The sequence below is a fragment of the Comamonas sp. genome (genome assembly GCF_036666375.1).
Classification (GTDB): Bacteria; Pseudomonadota; Gammaproteobacteria; order Burkholderiales; family Burkholderiaceae_C; genus Comamonas.
This window is the reverse complement of record NZ_JAVWWA010000083.1, coordinates 3,659-25,184: the sequence shown is the minus strand read 5'-3', so window position 1 is coordinate 25,184 and position 21,526 is coordinate 3,659. Positions and strand designations below refer to the sequence as shown.

At 64.1% G+C, this 21,526-nt stretch carries 21 protein-coding genes and 1 tRNA gene; 1 reads left to right on the top strand and 21 read right to left on the bottom strand.

What is annotated here, in order from left to right; all coding sequences use genetic code 11:
• Positions 1–115: 115 nt before the first annotated feature.
• The 20 genes from RR928_RS18025 to RR928_RS17930 all read right to left on the bottom strand — a co-directional run bounded on the left by RR928_RS18025 (position 116) and on the right by RR928_RS17930 (position 19,207).
• Positions 116–937, bottom strand: coding sequence for a MetQ/NlpA family ABC transporter substrate-binding protein (locus RR928_RS18025; RefSeq protein ID WP_332683612.1), 822 nt, complete (start codon positions 935–937; stop codon positions 116–118).
• A gap of 75 nt (positions 938–1,012) precedes the next feature.
• Entirely contained in the window at positions 1,013–1,678 is a 666-nt protein-coding gene (locus RR928_RS18020; protein WP_332538659.1) for a methionine ABC transporter permease, read from the bottom strand.
• A complete protein-coding gene (locus RR928_RS18015; protein ID WP_332549181.1) occupies positions 1,671–2,540 on the bottom strand; it encodes a methionine ABC transporter ATP-binding protein in 870 nt (289 codons plus the stop codon). Before RR928_RS18015 ends, RR928_RS18020 begins: the two co-directional genes overlap by 8 nt.
• A 346-nt stretch (positions 2,541–2,886) precedes the next feature.
• Complete coding sequence (locus RR928_RS18010) at positions 2,887–3,687, bottom strand: MetQ/NlpA family ABC transporter substrate-binding protein (protein ID WP_332683609.1); 801 nt, start codon at positions 3,685–3,687, stop codon at positions 2,887–2,889.
• Positions 3,688–3,795: 108 nt separating this feature from the next.
• Positions 3,796–4,155: a single-stranded DNA-binding protein gene (locus tag RR928_RS18005; protein WP_332538656.1), complete on the bottom strand. Its 360-nt coding sequence runs from the start codon at positions 4,153–4,155 to the stop codon at positions 3,796–3,798.
• A gap of 101 nt (positions 4,156–4,256) precedes the next feature.
• Positions 4,257–4,333, bottom strand: a tRNA-Pro gene (locus RR928_RS18000).
• A 31-nt stretch (positions 4,334–4,364) separates the two neighbouring features.
• Positions 4,365–4,790, bottom strand: a complete 426-nt coding sequence (locus RR928_RS17995) for a MerR family transcriptional regulator (protein WP_332683617.1) — start codon at positions 4,788–4,790, stop codon at positions 4,365–4,367.
• 80 nt (positions 4,791–4,870) lie between these two features.
• Positions 4,871–5,206, bottom strand: a complete 336-nt coding sequence (locus tag RR928_RS17990; RefSeq protein ID WP_213299886.1) for an integration host factor subunit alpha — start codon at positions 5,204–5,206, stop codon at positions 4,871–4,873.
• Positions 5,207–5,244: 38 nt separating this feature from the next.
• The gene (gene pheT / locus RR928_RS17985; protein WP_332538655.1) at positions 5,245–7,692 is read right to left on the bottom strand and encodes a phenylalanine--tRNA ligase subunit beta; all 2,448 of its coding nucleotides are present in this window, start codon (positions 7,690–7,692) and stop codon (positions 5,245–5,247) included.
• Positions 7,693–7,758: 66 nt separating this feature from the next.
• The gene (gene pheS, locus RR928_RS17980) at positions 7,759–8,811 is read right to left on the bottom strand and encodes a phenylalanine--tRNA ligase subunit alpha (RefSeq protein ID WP_332538654.1); all 1,053 of its coding nucleotides are present in this window, start codon (positions 8,809–8,811) and stop codon (positions 7,759–7,761) included.
• Between the two features lie 101 nt (positions 8,812–8,912).
• The gene (gene rplT / locus RR928_RS17975) at positions 8,913–9,272 is read right to left on the bottom strand and encodes a 50S ribosomal protein L20 (RefSeq protein WP_213299879.1); all 360 of its coding nucleotides are present in this window, start codon (positions 9,270–9,272) and stop codon (positions 8,913–8,915) included.
• A gap of 26 nt (positions 9,273–9,298) precedes the next feature.
• Entirely contained in the window at positions 9,299–9,502 is a 204-nt protein-coding gene (rpmI, locus tag RR928_RS17970; protein ID WP_159912882.1) for a 50S ribosomal protein L35, read from the bottom strand.
• Between the two features lie 212 nt (positions 9,503–9,714).
• A complete protein-coding gene (gene infC, locus RR928_RS17965; protein ID WP_213299876.1) occupies positions 9,715–10,320 on the bottom strand; it encodes a translation initiation factor IF-3 in 606 nt (201 codons plus the stop codon).
• A 76-nt stretch (positions 10,321–10,396) separates the two neighbouring features.
• Positions 10,397–12,328, bottom strand: a complete 1,932-nt coding sequence (gene thrS / locus RR928_RS17960) for a threonine--tRNA ligase (RefSeq protein ID WP_332538653.1) — start codon at positions 12,326–12,328, stop codon at positions 10,397–10,399.
• A gap of 275 nt (positions 12,329–12,603) precedes the next feature.
• Entirely contained in the window at positions 12,604–14,334 is a 1,731-nt protein-coding gene (locus RR928_RS17955; protein ID WP_332538666.1) for an acetyl/propionyl/methylcrotonyl-CoA carboxylase subunit alpha, read from the bottom strand.
• A gap of 39 nt (positions 14,335–14,373) precedes the next feature.
• On the bottom strand, positions 14,374–16,002 hold the full coding sequence (locus RR928_RS17950; protein WP_332549183.1) for a carboxyltransferase domain-containing protein: 1,629 nt from the start codon (positions 16,000–16,002) through the stop codon (positions 14,374–14,376).
• Between the two features lie 7 nt (positions 16,003–16,009).
• Positions 16,010–16,768 carry a LamB/YcsF family protein gene (locus RR928_RS17945; RefSeq protein WP_332538665.1) on the bottom strand — a complete coding sequence of 253 codons (759 nt, stop codon included), beginning with the start codon at positions 16,766–16,768 and terminating at the stop codon, positions 16,010–16,012.
• 29 nt (positions 16,769–16,797) lie between these two features.
• A complete protein-coding gene (gene pcp / locus RR928_RS17940; RefSeq protein ID WP_332538650.1) occupies positions 16,798–17,478 on the bottom strand; it encodes a pyroglutamyl-peptidase I in 681 nt (226 codons plus the stop codon).
• Between the two features lie 17 nt (positions 17,479–17,495).
• A complete protein-coding gene (locus tag RR928_RS17935; RefSeq protein WP_332538649.1) occupies positions 17,496–18,452 on the bottom strand; it encodes a DUF979 domain-containing protein in 957 nt (318 codons plus the stop codon).
• Positions 18,453–18,454: 2 nt separating this feature from the next.
• Complete coding sequence (locus RR928_RS17930; RefSeq protein WP_332538648.1) at positions 18,455–19,207, bottom strand: DUF969 domain-containing protein; 753 nt, start codon at positions 19,205–19,207, stop codon at positions 18,455–18,457.
• A 364-nt stretch (positions 19,208–19,571) separates the two neighbouring features.
• Here RR928_RS17930 and RR928_RS17925 point away from each other — a divergent pair, with 364 nt between their 5' ends.
• A complete protein-coding gene (locus RR928_RS17925) occupies positions 19,572–20,249 on the top strand; it encodes a GntR family transcriptional regulator (protein WP_332538647.1) in 678 nt (225 codons plus the stop codon).
• A gap of 30 nt (positions 20,250–20,279) precedes the next feature.
• Here the strand turns inward: RR928_RS17925 and RR928_RS17920 are convergent, their stop codons facing one another.
• Entirely contained in the window at positions 20,280–21,191 is a 912-nt protein-coding gene (locus RR928_RS17920) for a bifunctional GNAT family N-acetyltransferase/nucleoside diphosphate kinase regulator (RefSeq protein WP_332538645.1), read from the bottom strand.
• Positions 21,192–21,526 lie beyond the last annotated feature (335 nt).

Below are 21,526 nucleotides of genomic sequence, written 5' to 3'. Positions count from 1 at the left end.
ATGAAAACTCCTTGCGTCAAAAACAAAAAAGGGCTTCCCATTATGGAAGCCCCAGGTGGCCGGGCCCGTGGTCTGCGTCCTACAGACAGCAGGTTGCCAGCGGGCCGCCAGCCGCTTACTGCAGGAACGCGGGCTTGGCGTAGCCCTGGAACTTGCTGTCCACGACGGCCTTGTACTCGTTCGAGCGGTAGGCCGCCTCGAGGTCCTTGGCCCAGGCCGAATCCTTGTCGGCGCGCTTGACGGCCACCACGTTCAGGTAGTGGTCGGGCGTCTTTTCCAGCTTCACGGCTTCCGTGAGCTTCAGGCCCGAGGAGATCGCGAAGTTGCCATTGATGATCGCGTATTCGGTGTCGCCGATGGAGCGCGGCAGTTGCGCGGCTTCGAGCGGAATGAATTTGAGCTTGCGCGGGTTCTCGACCAGGTCCTTTTCCGAGGCGCGCAGCGGGTCGATGCCGGGCTTGATCTTCACCAGCTGGTTCTGCTCGAGCAGCACCAGTGCGCGCGCCAGATTGCTCGGGTCGTTGGGCAGCGTCACGCGGTCACCGGTCTTGGCTTCTTCCAGCGTCTTGCGCTTGTTCGAGTACACGCCCAGGGGCGCGATCGGGCCTTGCACCAGCTCGACGATGTCGAGCTTCTGGTCGGCGGCGAACTTCTGCAGGTAGACGCGGTGCTGGAAGAAGTTCGCGTCCAGCGAACCCTGGGCCAGGGCCAGGTTGGGCTGCACGTAATCGTTGAATTCGACCAGCTTGACCTTGTAGCCCTTCTTTTCCAGGATGGGCACGATGCCTTGCTTGAGCTGGTCGATGTTCGAGCCGGCGGTGCCGCCTATGACCAGGTCCTTCTTGGCCTGGGCCTGCACGGGTGCGGCCACGCCGACAAGGGTCACGGCAGCCACGGCCGCTGCCAGCAGGGAACGACGCACAACGGAATTCTTCATCTCAAACCTCTTTCCAAAAGAGAAACAACGCAGAAAAAATAAGGCCGCCGCGCGGCCGGGAAAAAATTCGCCGCTTCAGCCGCGCTTGTCCAGGCGCCGCGCCGCGGTGTTGCCGACAAACTGCAGGATCTGCACCAGCACCACCAGGATGGTGACCGTGAGCACCATCACATCGGTCTGGAAGCGGTAGTAGCCGTAGCGGATCGCCAGGTCGCCAATGCCGCCGCCGCCGACCACGCCGGCAATGGCCGAGTACGACAGGAAGCTCACCGCCAGCACCGTGAGCGCCAGCACCAGGCCAGAACGCGCTTCGACCACCAGCACGCGCCAGACGATCTGCAGCTCCGAAGCGCCCATCGCATGCGCGGCTTCGATCACGCCGCGCGGCACTTCGCGCAGGCACTGGTCGACCAGTCGGGCGAAATACGGAATTGCCGCAATCGACAGCGGCACGGCCGCGGCCAGCGGGCCTATCGACGTGCCGGCAATCACCCGCGTGAACGGCACCAGCGCCACCAGCAGGATGATGAAAGGAAACGAGCGCACCGTGTTCACGATCCAGTTGAGCACGATGAACGCCGGCTTGTTGTCCAGCGACTGGCCCGGGCCCAGCAGGAACAGCAGCACGCCCAGCGGTCCGCCGAGAACCACCGCGGCCGTCAGGCCTATGCCCAGCATCAAGGCGGTCTGGGCCATGGCCAGCCACAGCTCGGGAAGAATGGCGGCGATGTTCTCAGACATGGTGCAGCTCCTGGGCCGCGGCCGCAGCGGATGATGAAGAAACAGACGATTGCGCGCTCCAGCGCGCTTCGCGCGCCGTGCGCTCGCGCAGGGCTTCGATTTCCTGGCCCAGCAGCGTGGTGCGCGCAGCGCTCGGCCCGTGCAAGGAGAACTGTTCGACCAGATGCCCGCCTTCGATGATCGCCACCTCGCTGCACAGCACCTCGACCACCGACAGCTCGTGCGTCACGATGACGATGGTCACGCCGGTCTTCTGCTGGATGTCGCGCAGCGTCTCGAGCAGCGAGCGCGTGGTTTCGCTGTCGAGCGCCGAAGTCGGCTCGTCGCACAGCAGCACCTGGGGGCGCGGCGCCAGCGCACGCGCAATTGCCACGCGCTGCTTCTGGCCGCCCGACAGCTGCGCCGGATAGCTGGCCATCTTTTCCGACAAGCCGACCAGCGCCAGGCATTCGCGCACGCGCGCGTCGATCTGGGCACGCGACAGCCCGCCGTGTATCTTCAGCGGAAAGGCCACGTTGTCGAACACGCTGGCGTTCTGCAGCAGGTTGAACTGCTGGAAGATCATGCCGATGTTCTGGCGCGCTTCGCGCAGCTCCTTGCGGCTGAGCTGCGTGAGCTCGCGTCCGGCAACGATGACTTCGCCCGCATCGGGGCGCTCGAGCAGGTTGATCAGGCGCAGCAGCGTCGACTTGCCCGCGCCGCTCTTGCCGATCAGGCCGAATATCTCGCCCTGGCGCACATCCAGGGTGACCGATTTGACGGCCTCGAACAGGCCGCCGTCGGCCGTGATGAACTTCTTCTTTACATCGCGCAAGCGGATGATGGGCGGTCTCTGGACCGGATCTGCGGTGTTCTGGCTCATGCAATCATGTTGTTGGAAACTGAACCGCCGGAACCGGGGAATCAGCGGCTTGCGCCTGTCTTCAAGGGTCCGATGCCGGGGCGGGCAACCGCAGATTGCGCGTCGCGAATCTGCGCTCTCAATACGCCATTCGCCGACATGGGAATGGATGGAAGTGTGACGCCATCCCCCCAATCCACCAACGAATTTAAAAGCGCATGCTTATGCATTTTTACTAATAAAGAATCGGGATGCATCGTGGTCAACCCCAAGCACCCGCCGCTCCCGGCGGCATGAAAAAAGCCAGCGCGGCACAAGGCGGCACTGGCTTTTTTCGGCGTGCTCAATGAGAGCACAGCAGCGTCGTTTAGAACGCGGGCACGACCGAACCCTTGAACTGGGTCTCGATGAACTGGCGCACTTCGGGCGACTGGTAGACCTTGATCAGCTTGGCGACCCAGGGCTGGTTCTTGTCGGCGTCACGCACCACCAGAATGTTGACGTAGGGGTTCTTGGCGCTTTCCTGCGCGATCGAATCGGTCTTGGGGTTCAGGCCGGCCGAGATCGCGAAGTTGGTGTTGATGGCCGAAGCATCGAGGTCGTCCAGCGAGCGCGGCAGCTGGGCAGCGTCGAGTTCGACAAAGCGCAGCTTCTTGGGGTTGGACACCACGTCCAGCGGCGTGGCCTTGAGGCCTGCGCCTTCCTTGAGCTTGATCAGGCCCTGGGCCTGCAGCAGCAGCAGCACGCGGCCGCCGTTGGTCGGGTCGTTCGGGATGCCGAACTTCGCGCCCTGGGGCAGATCGGCGAGCTTCTTGACCTTCTTCGAATACAGGCCGATGGGGAAGTTGACCGTGTCGGCCACGCGCACCAGCTTGTAGCCGCGGTCCTTGACCTGGGCATCGAGGTAAGGCAGATGCTGGTAGCTGTTGGCATCCAGATCACCCGCGGCCAGCGCGGCATTGGGCTGGACGTAATCACCGAACTCGACCACCTGGATCTTCAGGCCCTGCTTTTCGGCGACCTGTTTGACCTGCTCGAAAATCTGGGCGTGGGGACCGGCGGTGACACCGATCTTGATCGATGTCTTGTCCTGGGCCACGGCGGCCAGGGGAGCTGCCAGGGCCAGGCCCAAAGCCAAAGTGGACTGCAAAAGTTGGCGCTTGTTCACGGAATGCCTTCAATCAAAAATTCGGAATGAAAGCACTGTACGCGCAAACCCTGGCGAATTTTCCGATTAAATAATCAGCTGCTTATTCCAAAATTGAATAAGCAGCCCTCAGTCGTCGCGCTGGGCTTCCTGGCCGGTCTGGCCCGAGAGCACCTGGCGCTGCTTGTGCTCCACATGGTAGGCCGTGAGCACCTGGTGGGCAATCGCGTCCAGCGCGGGGTGGACGATGCCCTGCTTGTCGGTCCAGACCTTGGGCGTGATCGGCCCGGCAATCGCGATCGCATCGCCTTCGCGCAGCGCTTCGAGCGCGGCGCAGGGCGCGGCGTCAAAGGCAATCACGTTGACAAACAGGTTCTCGCCGTCGCCGCATTCGGCGCGCATGCGCGCCACCATGAAAGGCTTGCCGGTCTTGCTCGTGCGTTGCTCGGGCGTGCCGTAAAGCCGCCCGGCAATCAATCCATCCATCATGGTCGGTCCTTTTGCATTCAAGACACAGCCATGCTGCGCCCAAAACGGCAGAAAACAAAAAAGGGTCAGCAGAAAAATCTGCTGACCCTTTTTGGGGATTGTGGTCGGCGAGAAAGGATTCGAACCTTCGACCCCTTGCACCCCATGCAAGTGCGCTACCAGGCTGCGCTACACGCCGACGAGAATTGAATTATATACCGAAAAACCGCTTACACCGACAACAACTCGCGAATTTGCAAAAGCTCCTGGCGAACCGCCGAAGAATCGAGCGCCACCAATGCGCCATCGCGGGCCTCGTGCTCACGCCATTCAGCCGATACCAACTCAAAGCCATAGCCATCGGCGCCCTCCTCGGCACCCGGCGCACCCGCTTCGCGCAGGCGCGCACGCGCGCCTTGTATGGTGAAGCCCTGGTCATAAAGCAGCTCGCGTATGCGGCGGATCATCAGCAGTTCATGGTGCTGATAGTAGCGCCGGTTGCCGCGGCGCTTGACGGGACGCAGGTGGGTGAATTCCTGCTCCCAATAACGCAGCACATGCGGCTTCACGCAACACAATTGCGCCACTTCGCCAATGGTGAAGTAGCGTTTGGCCGGAATGGGCGGCAGCGGGGTTCCCTGGGACATCGGAAGCATCTCCAATCATCAACCTGACAAGGCTACCGCAGCCACCGCCATGCCGCCATGCGCAATCGCCCTGTGCGGGCAAAGGCCGGTTATGCGACCGAGGCGGACGTCTCGCCGCTCTGGATCTGCTCCTTGAGCTTGGTGCTCGCATGGAACGTCACCACGCGGCGCGCCTGGATGGGAATCAGCTCGCCGGTGCGCGGATTGCGCCCCGGGCGCGGCGCCTTGGTGCGGATCTGGAAGTTGCCAAAGCCCGAGAGCTTGACGTCATCGCCTTCAACCAGGCTTTGCGAAACCAGGTCGAAGAACGCATCCACCATTTCCTTGGACTCGCGCTTGTTCAGGCCGATCTGGTCGAACAGCAAATCCGCTAGCTGGGCCTTGGTCAGCGCGGGGCTGTCCAGGCTTTCAATGGCCAATTCCATGGTAGACCCCTTGTCGTGGGAAAACACAACCGAATCCATCATCCGCGCAGGCGCGCAGCGCAGCGCGCCACCAGCTGCTCGATCACGGCCGCCATCGCGGCTTCGATCTCGGCTTCGGTCAGGCTGGCGGTATCGCTGCCCAGCAGCAGGCGCACGGCCAGGCTCTTCTCATTGGGCGCGAGCGCACCCGCGGCCGGCACTTCACCGGCGCGCAAAGGCTTGGCGCGGAACACGTCGAACAGCACGGCCGAGCGCAGCACCGTATGCGCTGCCGCGGCTTCCACGGCGGCCATGATCTCGGCATGGGTCACCGATTCGGCGACGACCACGGCAATATCACGCTCCACCGACTGGTGCTTGGCGACGGCGCGGAACTGGGGAACCTGGCGCAGTTGCACGGCGTCGAGCTCCAGCTCGAACATCACGGGCGCCTGGGGCAGCTCCCAGCCCTGGCGCCACTGCGGATGCAGCTCGCCGACGAAACCAATGGCCTTGCCGTCGAGCAGCACGCGCGCGCAGCGGCCGGGATGCATGGCCGGATGCTCGGCCGCTTCGAAGCCAGGACGCAGCGGCGCGAGCAAGGCTTCCACATCGCCCTTGATGTCGTAGAAATCGACCGCCTGGTCCTTGCGGCCCCATTGCAGCTGGTCGGCCGGGCCGCAGGCCATGCCGGCAACACGCATCGGCTGGTCAAAGCCCTGCACCGTGGTGTCGGTGCTTTGCACGCTGGCGTCGCGCAGGAACACGCGGCCGAGCTCGAACACGCGCACCCGCTGGGCCTTGCGGTCCAGGTTGAACTTGACGACCTGCAGCAGCGAACCCAGCAGCGAGCTGCGCATCACGCTCAGATGGCTGGCAATCGGGTTGAGCAGCTTGATCGGGTTGGCATTGCCGGCAAGCTCGTGCTCCCAGCGCTCTTCGACAAAGCTGAAGTTGATGGTTTCCTGGTAGCCCAGGGCCGCGAGTTCGCGGCGCACGGCGAAGCTGCTGCGCTGGTTCTCGGCGCGCAGCTTGGGCGTGATCGGCGCCAGCGGCGGCGTGGTCGGCAGCTGGCCGTAGCCCAGCATGCGCGCGACTTCCTCGATCAGGTCTTCTTCCAGCGCGATGTCGAAGCGGTACGACGGCGGCGTCACCGTGAGCACGCCCTCGCCCTGTGTCACGCCCAGGCCCAGGCCCTGCAGCGCGTCGAAGCACTGCTGCTGGCTCACGGGCATGCCTATGACCTTGGCGGCGCGCGCCACGCGCAGCTGCACCGGCTGGGGCGTGGGCACGTTGACGATCTGGTCGTCGATGGCGCCGCATTGCGTCTCGGGCGTGCCGCAGATTTCCAGCACCAGCTCGGTGATGCGCTCGATATGCTCCACCGTGAGGCTGGGGTCGACGCCGCGCTCGAAGCGGTGGCCGGCGTCGGTCGAGAAATTGAAGCGGCGCGAGCGCCCGGCAATCGCGCGCGGCCACCAGAACGCGGCTTCGACGTAGATATGGCGGGTGTCGTCGGACACCGCCGTGGCGTCGCCGCCCATGATGCCGGCCAGCGATTCAATGGCCTGGTCATCGGCAATCACGCCGACCTGGGCGTCCACCGTCACCGTGTTGCCGTTGAGCAGCTTGAGCTGCTCGCCGGGACGGCCCCAGCGCACATCGAGGCCGCCGTGGATCTTGTCGAGGTCGAAAATGTGCGACGGACGGCCCAGCTCGAACATCACGTAGTTCGAGATGTCGACCAGCGGCGCGACGCTGCGCTGGCCGCAGCGCGCCAGGCGGTCGACCATCCACGCCGGGGTCTTGGCCTGGGTGTTGACGTTGCGGATCACGCGGCCCGAGAAGCGGCCGCACAGATCGGGCGCGCTGATCTTCACGCCCAGGCGGGCGTCGCTGGCCACCGCTGCGGGCGTGAACGTCGGTGCCTGCAAGGGCGCGCCGGTCAGGGCCGCGACTTCGCGCGCAATGCCGTAGACGCTCAGGCAATGCGCCAGATTGGGCGTGAGCTTGAGCGTGAACAGCGTGTCGTCGAGGTCCAGATACTTGCGGATGTCCTGGCCCAGCGGCGCGTCGAGCGGCAGCTCGAGCAGGCCGCCATTGTCGTCGGCGAGCTTGAGCTCCTTGGCCGAGCACAGCATGCCGTAGCTTTCGACGCCGCGCAGCTTGCCGATCTTGATCAGGAAAGGCTTGCCGTCGTCGCCCGCGGGCAGCTCGGCGCCGACCATGGCGCAGGGAATGCGAATGCCCACGCGCGCGTTGGGCGCGCCGCAGACGATGGTCAGCAGCTCGGCCTGGCCCACATCGACCTGGCACACGCGCAGGCGATCGGCATTCGGATGCTGTACGGCCTCCTTGATTTCACCGACCACGATGCCGGTGAACGGCGGCGCGACGGGAGCGAGCTCCTCGACTTCCAGACCGGCCATGGTCAGGGTGTGCGCGAGTTCGGTAGTGCTCAGGGGCGGGTTGCAGAACGCGCGCAACCAGGATTCAGGGAATTGCATAGTCAGACTCTTTGGCTTCAAACGGGCCTGCGTACCAGACGCAGGCGCCAACAGTGGGTGCGGTGTTTACTGGAACTGCGACAGGAAGCGGATGTCGCCGTCAAAGAACAGGCGCAGGTCGTTGACGCCGTAGCGCAGCATGGTCAGCCGGTCTGGCCCCATGCCAAAGGCAAAGCCTATGTACTTCTCGGGGTCCAGGCCCATGTTGCGCACCACGTTCGGGTGCACCTGGCCGGAGCCGGCGACTTCGAGCCACTTGCCTGCGAGCGGACCGGTCTGGAACTGGATGTCGATCTCGGCGCTGGGCTCGGTGAACGGGAAGAAACTGGGGCGGAAACGCAGCACCAGATCGTCGCTCTCGAAGAACGTGCGGCAGAAATCGGTGAACACCACCTTCAAGTCCTTGAAGCTGACGTTCTCGCCTATCCATATGCCTTCGCACTGGTGGAACATAGGCGAATGCGTGGCATCGCTGTCCACGCGGTAGGTGCGGCCCGGCGCGATCACGCGGATCTCGGGCATGCTCTGGCCCGCGTCGAGCAGGGCCTGGTATTTCTTCACATGCTGCACCGCATAGCGCACCTGCATGGGGCTGGTGTGCGTGCGCAGCAGGTTGGGCGCGGTCTCGGTGCCGCCTTCGACGTAGAAGGTGTCGTGCATCGAGCGCGCGGGATGGTCTTCGGGCGTGTTGAGCGCAGTGAAGTTGAACCAGTCGGACTCGATTTCGGGGCCGTCGGCCACGTCGAAACCCATCGAGGCAAAAATGCCTTCGATGCGCTCCAGCGTCAGCGACACGGGGTGCAGGCCACCCGCGCCGCGACGCCGGCCCGGCAGGCTCACGTCAAGCGCCTCGGCCTTGAGTTGGGTTTGCAGTTCGGCATCGGCCAGTGCCTGGCGGCGTGCCGTGAGCGCGGCTTCGATCGCCTGCTTGGCGACGTTGATCTGAGCGCCGCGCGACTTCTTCTCCTCGACGGAAAGCTGCGCCATGCCCTTCATCAGTTCGGTCACACGACCGGACTTGCCCAGGAACTGGGCCTTGGCATTTTCCAGATCAGCAGGGGTGACGGCTTGCGCAAACAGTTGTTGCGCGCTTTCGACCAGAGAATCCAACTCGTTCATATCGACTCTTGAAAATAAACAAGGGCTAGTGCCTTTTCAAGCTCTAGCCCTTGTTGTTAGTGCATTAGCAGCTACAGGTTATGTAGCTACAGGCCGTGAACTCAAGCAGCCAGCTTGGCCTTGACTTGTTCCACGATGCTGGCGAAAGCAGCCTTGTCGTGCACCGCGATATCGGCCAGCATCTTGCGGTCGATTTCAATCGATGCCTTCTTCAGGCCGTTTGCGAACACGCTGTAGGTCAGACCCAGTTCACGCGCAGCGGCGTTGATACGGGCAATCCACAGCTGACGGAACACGCGCTTCTTGTTACGACGGTCACGGTAGGCATATTGCCCAGCCTTCATTACCGCTTGTTTAGCGATACGGAAGACATTACCGCGGCGACCGCGAAAACCCTTAGCGAGGGCCAGAACTTTTTTGTGACGGGCACGGGCCGTTACACCACGTTTGACGCGAGGCATGTAAGTACTCCTTGTTCGTCAGTTAATTACAAGCCGAAGCCGGGCAGCATTTGTGCGACGGAGGCCATGTTGGTCTCGTGCACAGCAACCGCACCGCGCAGGTGACGCTTGTTCTTGGTGGTCTTCTTCGTCAAGATGTGACGCTTGAAGGCTTGACCGCGCTTGACGGTGCCACCGGGACGAACGCGGAATCGCTTCTTCGCGCTGCTCTTGGTCTTCATTTTGGGCATGTGAATGCTCCTGTTAATTGTGCTCGTGAGGCGTTCGCACAAAGGAGTGCGAACTTGTTGGCCCCGAGCCACTTCTTTGCCAGCCATTTCAGGCCGGCCTGCGCGGCCACCGACGAATCGGCCACCGCACTTGGCTGCATGGCGTGAACCATGCAGCGCAAAAGAAAAAGTGAGCCTTTACGGCTCACTTTCGCTGCGAGCTAGATTATGCCTCAAGCTGCGGGCGTTGTGGGCGCATCGCCCTGCGCCTTCGCCGGTGCCGGCTTTTTCTTTGCCGGGGCAATCATCATGATCATCTGACGACCTTCGAGCTTGGGGAACTGCTCGACGGCAATCGTGTCGGCCAGATCATCGCGAATGCGATTGAGCAGGGCCAGACCCAAGTTCTGGTGCGTGATTTCGCGACCGCGAAAACGCAGCGTGATCTTGCACTTGTCGCCTTCCGCGAGGAAGCGGCGAATGTTGCGCAACTTGATGTTGTAGTCACCGTCGTCGGTACCGGGACGGAATTTGACTTCCTTGATCTCGATGACCGTTTGCTTGGCCTTGGCCTCGGCGGCGCGCTTTTGTTCCTGGTACTTGAACTTGCCGTAGTCCATCAGCCGGCAGACCGGCGGATTGGCAGTAGCGGCGATTTCCACCAGGTCAACGTCCAACTCGCCCGCCATGCGCAATGCTTCCATGATGGGAACAATGCCGAGGGGCTCGTTTTCTGGGCCGGACAGACGCACTTCAGGCGCCATGATTTCACGGTTGAGGCGGTGCTTGCGCTCCTCACGGTGACGGCGATCGCGAAATTCAGTAGCTATGGTTTTCACCCTTGAATATAAATGGCTACAACAGCGTAGCCTGCTTGCGTGCACTGTGCACGCAAGCCAAAGGCTGACATCTCAGTCAGATCTTGGAGGCGATGTCGCTGGCGACCAATTCAATGAATGCGTCGACCGACATCACGCCGAGGTCTTTGTTGCCCCGGGCGCGCACTGCAACCGCTCCGGCTGCCTTTTCCTTGTCGCCAGCGACGAGGATATAGGGCAGCTTCTGCAACGAATGCTCGCGTATTTTATACGTAATCTTTTCGTTGCGCAGGTCAGTAACCACGCGAAGGTCTTGACCCGGCAAGGCTTTTCGCAGTTTTTCGGCAATTTCACGACAGTAGTCGCCCTGGGCGTCGGTGATGTTGAGCACCGCTGCCTGCACGGGCGCAAGCCAGACCGGCAATGCGCCAGCATGCTGCTCGATCAGGATGCCGATGAAGCGCTCCAGGCTGCCGACGATCGCACGGTGCAGCATCACGGGGCGATGGCGGTTGCCGTCCTCACCCACATATTCCGCGTCGAGGCGCTCGGGCATCGAGAAGTCGACCTGGATGGTGCCGCACTGCCACTGGCGGCCCAGTGCGTCCTTGAGCGTGTACTCGATCTTGGGGCCGTAGAACGCGCCGTCGCCAGGGGCGATTTCAAACTCGCAGCCAGAAGCGCGCAGGCTTTCGGCCAGTGCGTTTTCGGCCTTGTCCCAGCTTTCATCCGAGCCGATGCGCGCTTCGGGGCGCGTGGCGAGCTTGTAGATGATGTCGGTGAAACCGAAGTCGGCGTAGACCTTTTGCAGCAGCGTGCTGAAGGCCTGCACTTCGGGCTGAATCTGGTCTTCGGTACAGAAGATGTGGCCGTCGTCCTGCGTGAAGCCGCGCACGCGCATGATGCCGTGCAGGCCGCCCGTGGGCTCGTTGCGGTGGCACTGGCCAAACTCACCGTAGCGCAGCGGCAGGTCGCGGTAGCTCTTGATGCCCTGGTTGAAGATGATGATGTGGCCGGGGCAGTTCATAGGCTTGAGCGCGTAGTCGCGCTTTTCGCTTTCGGTGACGAACATGCCGTCGCGATACTTGTCCCAGTGGCCGGTCTTCTCCCACAGGCCCTTGTCGAGGATCTGCGGACCCTTGACTTCCTGGTAGCCGTTGTCGCGGTAGACGGCGCGCATGTACTGCTCGACCTGCTGCCACAGCGTCCAGCCCTTGGGATGCCAGAACACCGTGCCGGGCGAATGCTCGTCGATATGGAACAGATCGAGTTCGCGGCCGAGCTTGCGGTGGTCGCGCTTCTCGGCTTCCTCCAGCATGCGCAGGTATTGCTGCAATTCGTCCTTGGTGGCCCAGGCCGTGCCGTAGACGCGCTGCAGCATCTCGTTGCGGTGGTCGCCGCGCCAGTAGGCGCCCGCGACCTTCATCAGCTTGAAGAACTTGAGCTTGCCGGTGCTGGGCACGTGGGGGCCGCGGCACAGGTCCTCGAAGTTGCCTTCGCGGTACAGGCTCACATCCTCGTTGCTGGGGATGCTGGCAATGATCTCGGCCTTGTAGTTCTCGCCCAGGCCCTTGAAGTAGGCCACGGCTTCGTCGCGCGGCAGCACGCGGCGCACCACGGGCTCGTCCTTGGCGGCGAGTTCGGTCATGCGCTTCTCGATCGCTGCCAGATCTTCGGGCGTGAACGGGCGCTTGTAGGCGAAGTCGTAGAAGAAGCCGTTTTCAATCACCGGGCCGATGGTGACCTGGGCATCGGGAAACAGTTCCTTGACCGCATAGGCCAGCAAGTGGGCGGTCGAATGGCGGATGACGTCCAGGCCGTCGGCGTCCTTGGCCGTGATGATGGCCAGTTGCGCGTCCTGCTCTATCAGGTGGCTGGTATCGACGACCTTGGCGGCGTCGCCGGAGCCGATCTTGCCGGCCAGCGCGGCCTTGGCCAGGCCGGTGCCTATCGAAGCAGCAACGTCAGCCACGGTGACCGGGCCGGGAAACTCGCGTTGGGAGCCATCGGGGAGCGTGATGTGGATCATGGGATTCCTTGTCTAACCTTGTCTGGGGGATTGGGTGCGCGCCCGTGCCAAAAACAAAAAGCGCGGAACAGGTCCGCGCTTGAGAGGGAGAGAAAGCAAAAATCTCGTGCAGGCGCGAACCGCCGGCCTCAACGGCCGGAGAACATCTCCGTGGATGTAGTTCGCGGTGTCATAACCAGATTGCCTTTCTCGCCCTTGTACGTTGAAACAATGTGTTTGCGCGCATTTTACCTCTGTCGCGCAAGTCCCGCACAGCTGGCGCGTTGCCGGACGGCCTAAACGATGTTCGCTATCGCTGCGCCCTGCTGCTGATAGGCACCGACCGCGGCGCGTATCGTGATCGTTCCGGCGCGGTGGGCAGTGACCTGCATCTCCATTTTCATGGCTTCCATGACCGCGATCAGGTCGCCGGCCTGCACGGCGTCGCCGTCCGCCACTTTCCAGGCATGCACGGTGCCGCTCACGGGCGCGGCCACGGCCGAGGCGTCAACGGCAGCGGCCACGGGGTCGTCGGCAGCACGCGCCGCGCCCGACGACAGGCCCGCGAGCAAGGCCGTGGGCAGACCCAGCGTCACGCGCCGGCCGTCGATTTCCATGACCGTGCGCTGCAAGCTGGTATCGGCCACCGGCGTCACGCGCGCGGCCGCTTCGAGGTCCTGCGCGAAATCGGTTTCAATCCAGCGCGTGTGCACCTTGAAATCCTGCGCGGTCTCGGCCGTGAAATCGGACTGCTCGAGCACTGCGCGGTGGAAAGGCAGCACCGAGGCCACGCCTTCGATGCGGAACTCCTTGAGCGCGCGGCGCGCGCGCACGATCGCCTGCTCGCGCGTTGCGCCGGTGACGATCAGCTTGGCCATCAGCGAGTCGAAGGTGCCGGGAATGACCGAGCCCGTGACCACGCCCGAGTCGACGCGCACGCCCGGGCCCGAAGGTGCCTCGAACAGCGTGATCGCGCCGGGCGTGGGCACGAAGCCGCGGCCCACGTCTTCGGCGTTGATGCGGAACTCCAGCGCATGGCCGCGCGGCGCGGGGGTCTCCAGCACGCGCAGCGCCAGGCCGTCGGCAATGCGCAGCTGCTCGACCACCAGGTCGATGCCCGTGGTTTCCTCGGTCACGGGATGCTCGACCTGCAGTCGCGTGTTCACTTCGAGGAAGGAAATCGCGCCGTTCTGGCTCAGCAGGAACTCGACGGTGCCCGCGCCGGTATAGCCCGCAGCCGCGCAGATGTCCTTGGCCGACTGGTGAATGCGCGCGCGCTGCTCATCGCTGAGAAACGGTGCGGGCGCCTCTTCGACCAGCTTCTGGTTGCGCCGCTGCAGCGAGCAGTCGCGCGTGCCCAGCACCAGCACGTTGCCGTGCTGGTCGGCCAGCACCTGGGCTTCGACATGGCGCGGGTGGTCGAGGAACTGCTCCAGAAAGCACTCGCCGCGGCCAAACGCCGTCACGGCCTCGCGCACCGCCGACTCGTACAGCTCGGCCACTTCCTCGAGCTTCCATGCGACCTTGATGCCGCGGCCACCGCCGCCAAACGCCGCCTTGATGGCCACCGGCAGACCGTGCTGCTGGGCGAAATCAATGACTTCCTGGGCGTCCTTGACGGGCTCGGCCGTGCCGGCGACCAGCGGCGCGCCGACCTGGATGGCGAGCTTGCGCGCCTGGACCTTGTCGCCCAGGCGGCTGATGGCCTGCGGCGAGGGGCCTATCCAGATCAGGCCGGCATCGATCACGGCCTGGGCAAAGGCCGCGCTTTCCGACAGGAAACCGTAGCCGGGATGCACGGCATCGGCGCCGCTCTTGCGCGCGACCTCCAGCAGCTTGGCAATGTGCAGATAGGTGTCGGCCGGGCGATCACCGCCCAGGCCATAGGCTTCGTCGGCCATGCGCGCGTGCAGCGCATCGATGTCGGCGTCGGCATAGACGGCAACGGACTTCACGCCGTAGTCGGCGCAGGCGCGCGCCACGCGCACGGCGATCTCGCCACGGTTGGCAATCAGGACTTTTTTCATCATTTCAATTCTTTACTGGTGAGGTCTTGGGGCCGCGGCTCAGGCGGGCGCCGTCTGTGCGACGTCGAATGCGCGCACCACGCGGAACTTCACGCGCGCGTTGACCGGAATCTGCCCGGCCAGATCGAGGTGGTAGCTGGCCACACTGGCGATCACGGGATAGCCGCCGGTCAGCGGGTGGTCGGCAAGAAACAGCACGGGCTGGCCGCTGGCCGGCACCTGGATCGCTCCGCGCGCCGTGCCTTCGCTGGGCAGCTCCTTGGCCTGGGCGCGCGTCAGCGCGACATCGCCGTGCAGGCGTATGCCCACGCGGTTCGACTGGGGCGTGACCGCCCAGGCCTGGCTGCAGAGCAGCTCCAGCGACTGCTCGGCAAACCAGTCGGTGCGCGGGCCCAGCACCACGTCGAGACATATCTCTTCATCGGCGCGCGGCATGGCGAACGCGGCCTGCTCGGCCAGGGCCACGGCCGGCAGGCCGGCAGTGCTGCCCACCCGCAGCGCATCGCCCGCGGCCAGCGCGGCCGGGCCTACGCGTGCCAGCGTATCGGTGGACGCGCTGCCCAGCACCGGCGCCACGCTCCAGCCGCCGCGCACGGCGACATAGTTGCGCGAGCCAGCCGCAGGCGTGCCCACGATCAGGCGATCGCCGGCATCGAGCGCCAGCGCCGCATAGGTGTTCACGGCGTAGCGCCGGCCCTGCGCCGTCAGCACTTCGACCAGCGCGTCGGCGCCGGTCACGGCAAGGACTGCGGGCTGCAGGGCTTCGAGCGTGAGGCCGCCATAGGCGACTTCGAGACAGGCGGTGTCGACACCCAGGCCATGGGCGACATTGCCGACCACGCGGTTGGCCGCGCGCAGCGCGCCACGGTCCATCGCGCCCGATGCGCCCACGCCCTGCCCGGCATGACCGAGCCGGCCGCCGTCCTGGAACAGCGTCTGCAGGCCAGGTGCCTCGACGCGAAACGCCGCGCCCGCCGCATCGCCCGTGCCTGCCGGCGCAGCCACGCGTTCGCCCGCACAGGCCGTCATCAGCGCGGCCAGCGCTTCGGGCGACAGGGTGGCGATATCGACGAACTGCACGCGGTAGCCGGGGCGCAGCAACGAAGGCGCGACGCGCTCCAGGTCCCACATCTGCACGGGGGTCGTGCCTATGATCTGCCAGCCGCCGGGGCTGGCCTGCGGATAGACGCCGCTGAACGTGCCGGCCAGGCCCACCGCGCCCGCGGGAATGCGCGTGCGCGGCGTCTTGCGCCGCGGCACGTCGAGCCGCGCGTCGCCGCCCGACAGATAGGCAAAGCCCGGCGCGAATCCCGTGAAGGCCACGGAATATTCGCCGCCGGTGTGCATGCGCACCACGTCGGCAGGCGCGACGCCCAGGATGTCTGCGACTTCCCGCAGGTCTTCGCCGTCGTAATGCACGGGAATCTGCACGCGGTGGCTGGAGCGCTCGACCTGGGCCGCCACGCTGCGCGCGCCGATCGCATCGATCAGCTGCGGCAACTGCGTCAGCGCCGGGTTGAAATAGACCAGGATGGTGCGCGCCGCGGGAATCAGCTCCTCGACGCCGGCCACGGGCTCGGTCTGCAGCGACTGCAGCAGCGCCAGGGTCTGGGCCAGGTCATCGAGTTCGACCAGCACCGCATTCAGATTGACAGGCAGGAAACGCATGGGCAGCTCAGTTCACAAACGGCGAAATCGCGATGCCTGCGTCCTGCAGGCGCGCGCGCACGGCGCGCGCCATCTCGACCGCGCCCGGGCTGTCGCCATGCACGCAGATCGAATCGGCCTGGATGCGCACGTCGTTGCCGTTGAGATCGGCGACCACGCCTTCGCGCACCAGACGCAGCATGCGCGCCGCGACTTCGTCGGCGTCATGCAGCACCGCGCCTTTTTCGCGCCGCGACACCAGGCTGCCGTCGGGCATGTAGCCGCGGTCGGCAAAAGCTTCGGCAACGGTGGTCAGGCCCGCGTCCTGCGCCCAGCCGATCAGCGGCGAGCCCGCGAGGCACACCAGCACCAGGCTCGCATCGATGGCGAGAATCGCATTGATCACATCGCGCGCCTGGCGGGCGTCATGGGCAATCGTGTTGTAGAGCGCGCCATGCGGCTTGACGTAGCGCACGCGCGTGCCGGCAGCCGTGGCCAGGCCCTGGAGCGCGCCGATCTGGTAGATCACGTCGGCCACGAGGTCTTCGCTGGCGACATCCATGTTGCGCCGGCCAAAGCCCACGAGATCGCGGTAGGCGACATGCGCGCCCACGGTCACGCCATTGGCCTGGGCTTGGCGCAGGGTCTTGAGAATGCCCGCGGTGTCGCCCGCATGGAAGCCGCAGGCGACGTTGGCGCTGCTGACAATCTTCAGCATGGCCGCGTCATCGCCCATGCGCCAGGCGCCCAGGCTTTCGCCCAGATCGCTGTTCAAATCCATCTTCAACATCGTGATGTTCCTTTATTGAGTGCCGCTCAATGCAGCTTGCCGCCGGTCTCAAGCACGTCGGCCTGCACCGTGAGCGCGGTGCGCAGCAATTGCTGAATGCCTTCGACCTGGGTGGACAGGGCCATGCTCGGCGCTCCCGGAATGCGCGCCGCTTGCTCGGGCAGCAGCGGCAGATGCACAAAGCCGCCGCGCGCCTGGTCGCCCTGCTGCGCGAGCGCATGCATCAGCGCATAGAAAACATGGTTGCAGACAAAGCTGCCCGCAGTGTTCGACACCGACGCCGGAACGCCCGCGGCGCGCAGATCGCGTGCAATGGCCTTGATCGGCAGAGTGGACCAATAGGCCACTGGCCCCTCCGCGGCCACCGGCGTGTCTATAGGCTGCGCACCCGCATTGTCTGGAATGCGCGCATCGTTCACGTTGATGGCCACGCGCTCAGGCGTGATATCGGTGCGGCTTCCGGCCAGCCCCAGGCACACCACAAGTTGGGGCCGGCACTCATCGAGCGCCCGCAACAGCACGTCGTTCGCGGCGCCGAACACGCAAGGCAGCTGCACCGCGTGCACGCGCGCCGTGCGGCCTTGGGCCTCGAAAGTCCAGCCCGCGAGCGCGCGCGCCACTTCCCATGATGGATTGACCGTGTCCTTGTCGAAAGGCTCGAAGCCCGTCAGTAGGACCGTCATCGCAGGATTCAGTGTTTCAGTCATCGCTCGCTCCCCGCCACTCAGCGGAACATCAGGAAATACAGCAGGAAGACATTGACCACCAGCAGCGCCAGTGCCGTCGGCGCCTGCGCCTTGATCACCGCGTTCTTGTCGGGCAATTCCAGCAGCGCCGCGGGCACGATGTTGAAGTTTGCCGCCATGGGGGTCAGCAAGGTGCCGCAGTAGCCGGAGAACATGCCGATGGCCGCCATCACGGCAGGATCGCCACCGTACACGCCGATCAGGATGGGCACGCCCACGCCGCCGGTCATCACCGGGAACGCAGCAAAGCCATTGCCCATGATGATGGTGAACAGCGCCATGCCCAGCACGTAGACCGCGACCGCGACAAAACGGATGTCCATGTTGATGTAGCTTGTGGTCACATAGGCCACGGCCTTGCCCACGCCGGCATCCGAGAACACCAGACCCAGCATGCCCAGCAGCTGCGGCAGCACCACGGCCCAGCCGAGCGCGTCGGTCAGCCGGCGCGATTCTCGCATGCCCTGCACCGGCGTTTCGCGCGTCAGATAGCAGGCCAGGCCCAGCGCCACGATGCAGCCCAGACCCAGGCTCACCAGCGTGGTGTTCTTGGGGTCGAGCAGCAGCGCGTCGCCGATCTTGATGTTGCGCAGCAGCAAGGTGCCGATCACGGTCACCAGCGGAATCGCCAGCGCTGGAGCGAACAGCTTGTTGCCCAGGCGCTTGGCGCTGGCCATGTACTCCGCGTCGGTGCGCGGCTTGTGCTTGCCCACGCCCACGCCGCCGAAGCCGGCAATCAGCGCCATGACGATCACGCCCACGCCCACCCACTCGGGCGGCAGCTTCTCACCGATCAGGAAGACCAGCGAATACAGGCCCCAGAAGGCGGCGCTGGTATAGCGGCGCGTATGGCCCTTGTCGGCCAGCGTCATCAGCGCCGTGATCGCCAGGATGGCGCCGACGAGATAGTAAAGATGTTGAATCGACAGAATCATGATCAGCGCGCCTCCACGCTCTTGGCTGCGGCCGCCTGCTCAGCGGCGACTTCCTGCGCGGCACGGCCGCCTCCGAGTTCCTTGTCCAGCACCTTGTCGAGGCGGTACATGCGCCAGCCGTGGATCAGGAAGGCACAGATGGCCGTGGGAATGCCCCACAGCGCGACATGGATGGGTTCGACTTCGATGCCGGCTTCGCGCAGGAAGGTGACCATCAGCACGATGGCGCCGAACGCCACGAAGATGTCTTCACCGAAGAACAGGCCCACGTTGTCGGTGGCCGCTGCATTGGCGCGCAGCTTGTGGCGTATGCGCTGGGGCAGCGTGCCGTATTTGGTCTCGGCCGCGCCTTCGGCCATGGGGGCCAGCAGCGGACGCACCATCTGGGGATGACCGCCGAGACTGGTCAGGCCCATCGCGGCCGTGAGTTCACGCGCAGCCAGATACACGACCAGTAGGCGGCCGGCGGTGGCCGACTTGATGGAACTGATCCAGTTCTGTGCGTGCTGGCGCAGACCATGGCGCTCGAGCAGGCCGATCACGGCCAGCGGCAGCAGGATGATCAGCGGCAGGTTGCGGGTCTTGATGAAACCCGTGCCTATGGTGGCGAGGATCTTCTCCGGCCCGAAGCCCGCGGCAAAAGCCGTGGCGATGGCGGTGACGATCACCACCAGCATCGGATTGAAGCGCAGGATGAAGCCCGCGATGATGACGCCCACCCCGATGAGGGGCCAAAGGCTGACGTCTGCAATCATAGGAAAACCTTTCGTTGTATCCCGCATGCCGGGCCGGGGTGGGTCAGGCAGACCGCAGGCCCCTGCCCCGCTGGTCCACTTGCCCCGCGCCTGGCCCATGGGACGAAGAACGGCGCAAGGGCCGGTTTCGGAAACCAGCCCTTGCATTTTTGTTGAACAATAAATCTAAAAGGTTGAGCATTCATAAAACAATGAATGAACAATGACCCGATTGTGCAAGCCATTGGAGGGTCTGCAGAATCAGTAATTACCCTCATTTCCCGCTTACAAGCCATGCCGTTCACCGGGGCAATCGACAGGATTGGCAGCACAATGGCGCGCAGCCCGGGCAACGGCCAGGGCAAGAACTTTCCAGATCGCCCGCATGACTTCCGCTTCCGAACTCGCCCTCCCCACCACCAGCCTCAACGAACGCGTGGCCGACATGGTCAGGCAGAAGATCGTGCAGGGGGAGTTCGTGCCGGGGCAGAAGCTGTCCGAAGCCGCGTTGAGCGAGAACCTGGACATCTCGCGCAACACGCTGCGCGAAGTGTTTCGCTCGCTGACCAAGGAAGGGCTGCTCAAGCATGCGCCCAACCGCGGCGTGTTCGTGGCCACGCCCAGCATTGCCTCGATCATCGACATCTACCGCGTGCGCCGCATGATCGAGTGCCAGGCGCTGGCCCAGGCCTACCCCTACCATCCGGCAAAGAAGCGCATGCGCCAGGCGGTCGACAAGGCGCACGCCTGCCGCGACGCCGGCGACTGGCAGGGCGTGGGCACGGCAAACATGGATTTCCACATGGCGCTGGTCGAAATGGCCGACAGCGAACGCCTCAACAGCTTCTTTTCCCACCTGCTGGTGGAGCTGCGCCTGGCCTTCGGATTGCTCAACGATCCGGAGTTCCTGCACGCGCCTTATGTGAGCATGAACCAGCGCCTGATGGAATTGGTCGAGGCCGACCAGATGGCCGAAGCCTCGGCCGCGCTCAACGACTATCTGGTGCACTCCGAGCGCATCGTGCTGGCCGTGTATGCGCGCCAGATTGCGCAGGACGCCTGAACGCCTGCGCCCTGCACCTCCCAGGGGCTTCTACAGGTGGAAATCGCCCGCGGCTTCCGGCTGGTAGAGCACTTTTTCGATACGGATACGCCGGGTGCGGTCAGGAACGCGCCAGTCGATGAAGTCGCCTTCCTTGTAACCCAGGATCGCCGTGCCTATGCCGGAGCACACCGACAGTTTGCCTGCGCTGTCGTCCGCGTCCTGCGGGTAGACCAGGGCCACCTCCACGGGCTCGTCGTCCAGCTGCAGCAAAGCCCTGGAGTTCATCGTGACCACATTGCCCGCGACTTCCTGCGCCTCGACAACGATGGCCCGCTCGATCTCATGTTCAAGCTCGAACACCGCCGCATCCTGCTCGAGCGCGACCAGACTGCTCAGGCGGGCCTTGTCGATTTCGGTGATGTAGATCCCGGTGGGATCCTGCGCAGCACTTTCGCGCAGCAGCCGCAGATAGCGCTGCGAAGTCATGGAAAACGAATTCAGCGCAGGCGTTTCGCTCTCCAGCTCGAAACCGCAGCGCAGAAAGGCCTTGAGCGAGCGCGCATTTTCCACGTGGATCTTGGCCTTGAGCTTCTCGGCGCGCATCTCGAAGAAGGCCAGCTTCATGCCTTCGCGAATGGCGCTGGCACCCAGCTTGCGGCCCCAGTTGTCGCGGTCTCCTATGACCAGCACGATTTCGCAGTCGGAACCTGTCTTGACCAGGCGCACAAAACCCACTGGCACGTCATGCCGGTCGTAGGCCATGAAGAACCGGCCGCCCTGGTTGAACAGATGCGTCAGTATGGGCAACTGGACCCGACCGATGACCTGCTCGATGAAGCGCGACACATTGCGCGAATCACTCAGATAGCGGATGACGCTCTCATCATCCAACCAGTCCATCAAACTCAGCGCATTTGCCCGAGTGATCTCCGGACATAGCGAAATGAAAGGCTTGCTCATCTTCACCACATTTGGTTGCAAGTATGAAAGCCCTTCATGGCCACGGCCATGACGGTTCTTTCGGGAAAGCGCTGATTCTAAGCCAAGGTGCCGATCCTAATCATCGGCGCGCCTTCGCGGCTGGAGGCGCTTCGCACACACGGGGGCCTTGGGTTGCTCCATCGCTGCACGCGAGGAGCTTGCGCATCAACGCCTTGCAGCATCACGCCACGCCGAGCGGTTGGAACCAGAAGGTTGGCACCAGTGCATTCTGGGCCTGATGAGGAAATCAGACTCCTTGAAACCGGTGCCGTTAACGAGATTCGCCTGGATCATGATCTGGGCAACGAAAGCCG

Bases quoted from the DNA above. Each gene is read 5' to 3' on its own strand.
- RR928_RS18025 (WP_332683612.1), bottom strand. From the start codon at position 937: ATGAAGAATTCCGTTGTGCGTCGTTCCCTGCTGGCAGCGGCCGTGGCT.
- RR928_RS18020 (WP_332538659.1), bottom strand. From the start codon at position 1,678: ATGTCTGAGAACATCGCCGCCATTCTTCCCGAGCTGTGGCTGGCCATG.
- RR928_RS18015 (WP_332549181.1), bottom strand. From the start codon at position 2,540: ATGAGCCAGAACACCGCAGATCCGGTCCAGAGACCGCCCATCATCCGC.
- RR928_RS18005 (WP_332538656.1), bottom strand. From the start codon at position 4,155: ATGATGGATGGATTGATTGCCGGGCGGCTTTACGGCACGCCCGAGCAA.
- RR928_RS17995 (WP_332683617.1), bottom strand. From the start codon at position 4,790: ATGCTTCCGATGTCCCAGGGAACCCCGCTGCCGCCCATTCCGGCCAAA.
- RR928_RS17990 (WP_213299886.1), bottom strand. From the start codon at position 5,206: ATGGAATTGGCCATTGAAAGCCTGGACAGCCCCGCGCTGACCAAGGCC.
- pheT (WP_332538655.1), bottom strand. From the start codon at position 7,692: ATGCAATTCCCTGAATCCTGGTTGCGCGCGTTCTGCAACCCGCCCCTG.
- pheS (WP_332538654.1), bottom strand. From the start codon at position 8,811: ATGAACGAGTTGGATTCTCTGGTCGAAAGCGCGCAACAACTGTTTGCG.
- rplT (WP_213299879.1), bottom strand. From the start codon at position 9,272: ATGCCTCGCGTCAAACGTGGTGTAACGGCCCGTGCCCGTCACAAAAAA.
- rpmI (WP_159912882.1), bottom strand. From the start codon at position 9,502: ATGCCCAAAATGAAGACCAAGAGCAGCGCGAAGAAGCGATTCCGCGTT.
- thrS (WP_332538653.1), bottom strand. From the start codon at position 12,328: ATGATCCACATCACGCTCCCCGATGGCTCCCAACGCGAGTTTCCCGGC.
- RR928_RS17955 (WP_332538666.1), bottom strand. From the start codon at position 14,334: ATGAAAAAAGTCCTGATTGCCAACCGTGGCGAGATCGCCGTGCGCGTG.
- RR928_RS17950 (WP_332549183.1), bottom strand. From the start codon at position 16,002: ATGCGTTTCCTGCCTGTCAATCTGAATGCGGTGCTGGTCGAACTCGAT.
- pcp (WP_332538650.1), bottom strand. From the start codon at position 17,478: ATGACTGAAACACTGAATCCTGCGATGACGGTCCTACTGACGGGCTTC.
- RR928_RS17935 (WP_332538649.1), bottom strand. From the start codon at position 18,452: ATGATTCTGTCGATTCAACATCTTTACTATCTCGTCGGCGCCATCCTG.
- RR928_RS17930 (WP_332538648.1), bottom strand. From the start codon at position 19,207: ATGATTGCAGACGTCAGCCTTTGGCCCCTCATCGGGGTGGGCGTCATC.
- RR928_RS17925 (WP_332538647.1), top strand. From the start codon at position 19,572: ATGACTTCCGCTTCCGAACTCGCCCTCCCCACCACCAGCCTCAACGAA.
- RR928_RS17920 (WP_332538645.1), bottom strand. From the start codon at position 21,191: ATGAGCAAGCCTTTCATTTCGCTATGTCCGGAGATCACTCGGGCAAAT.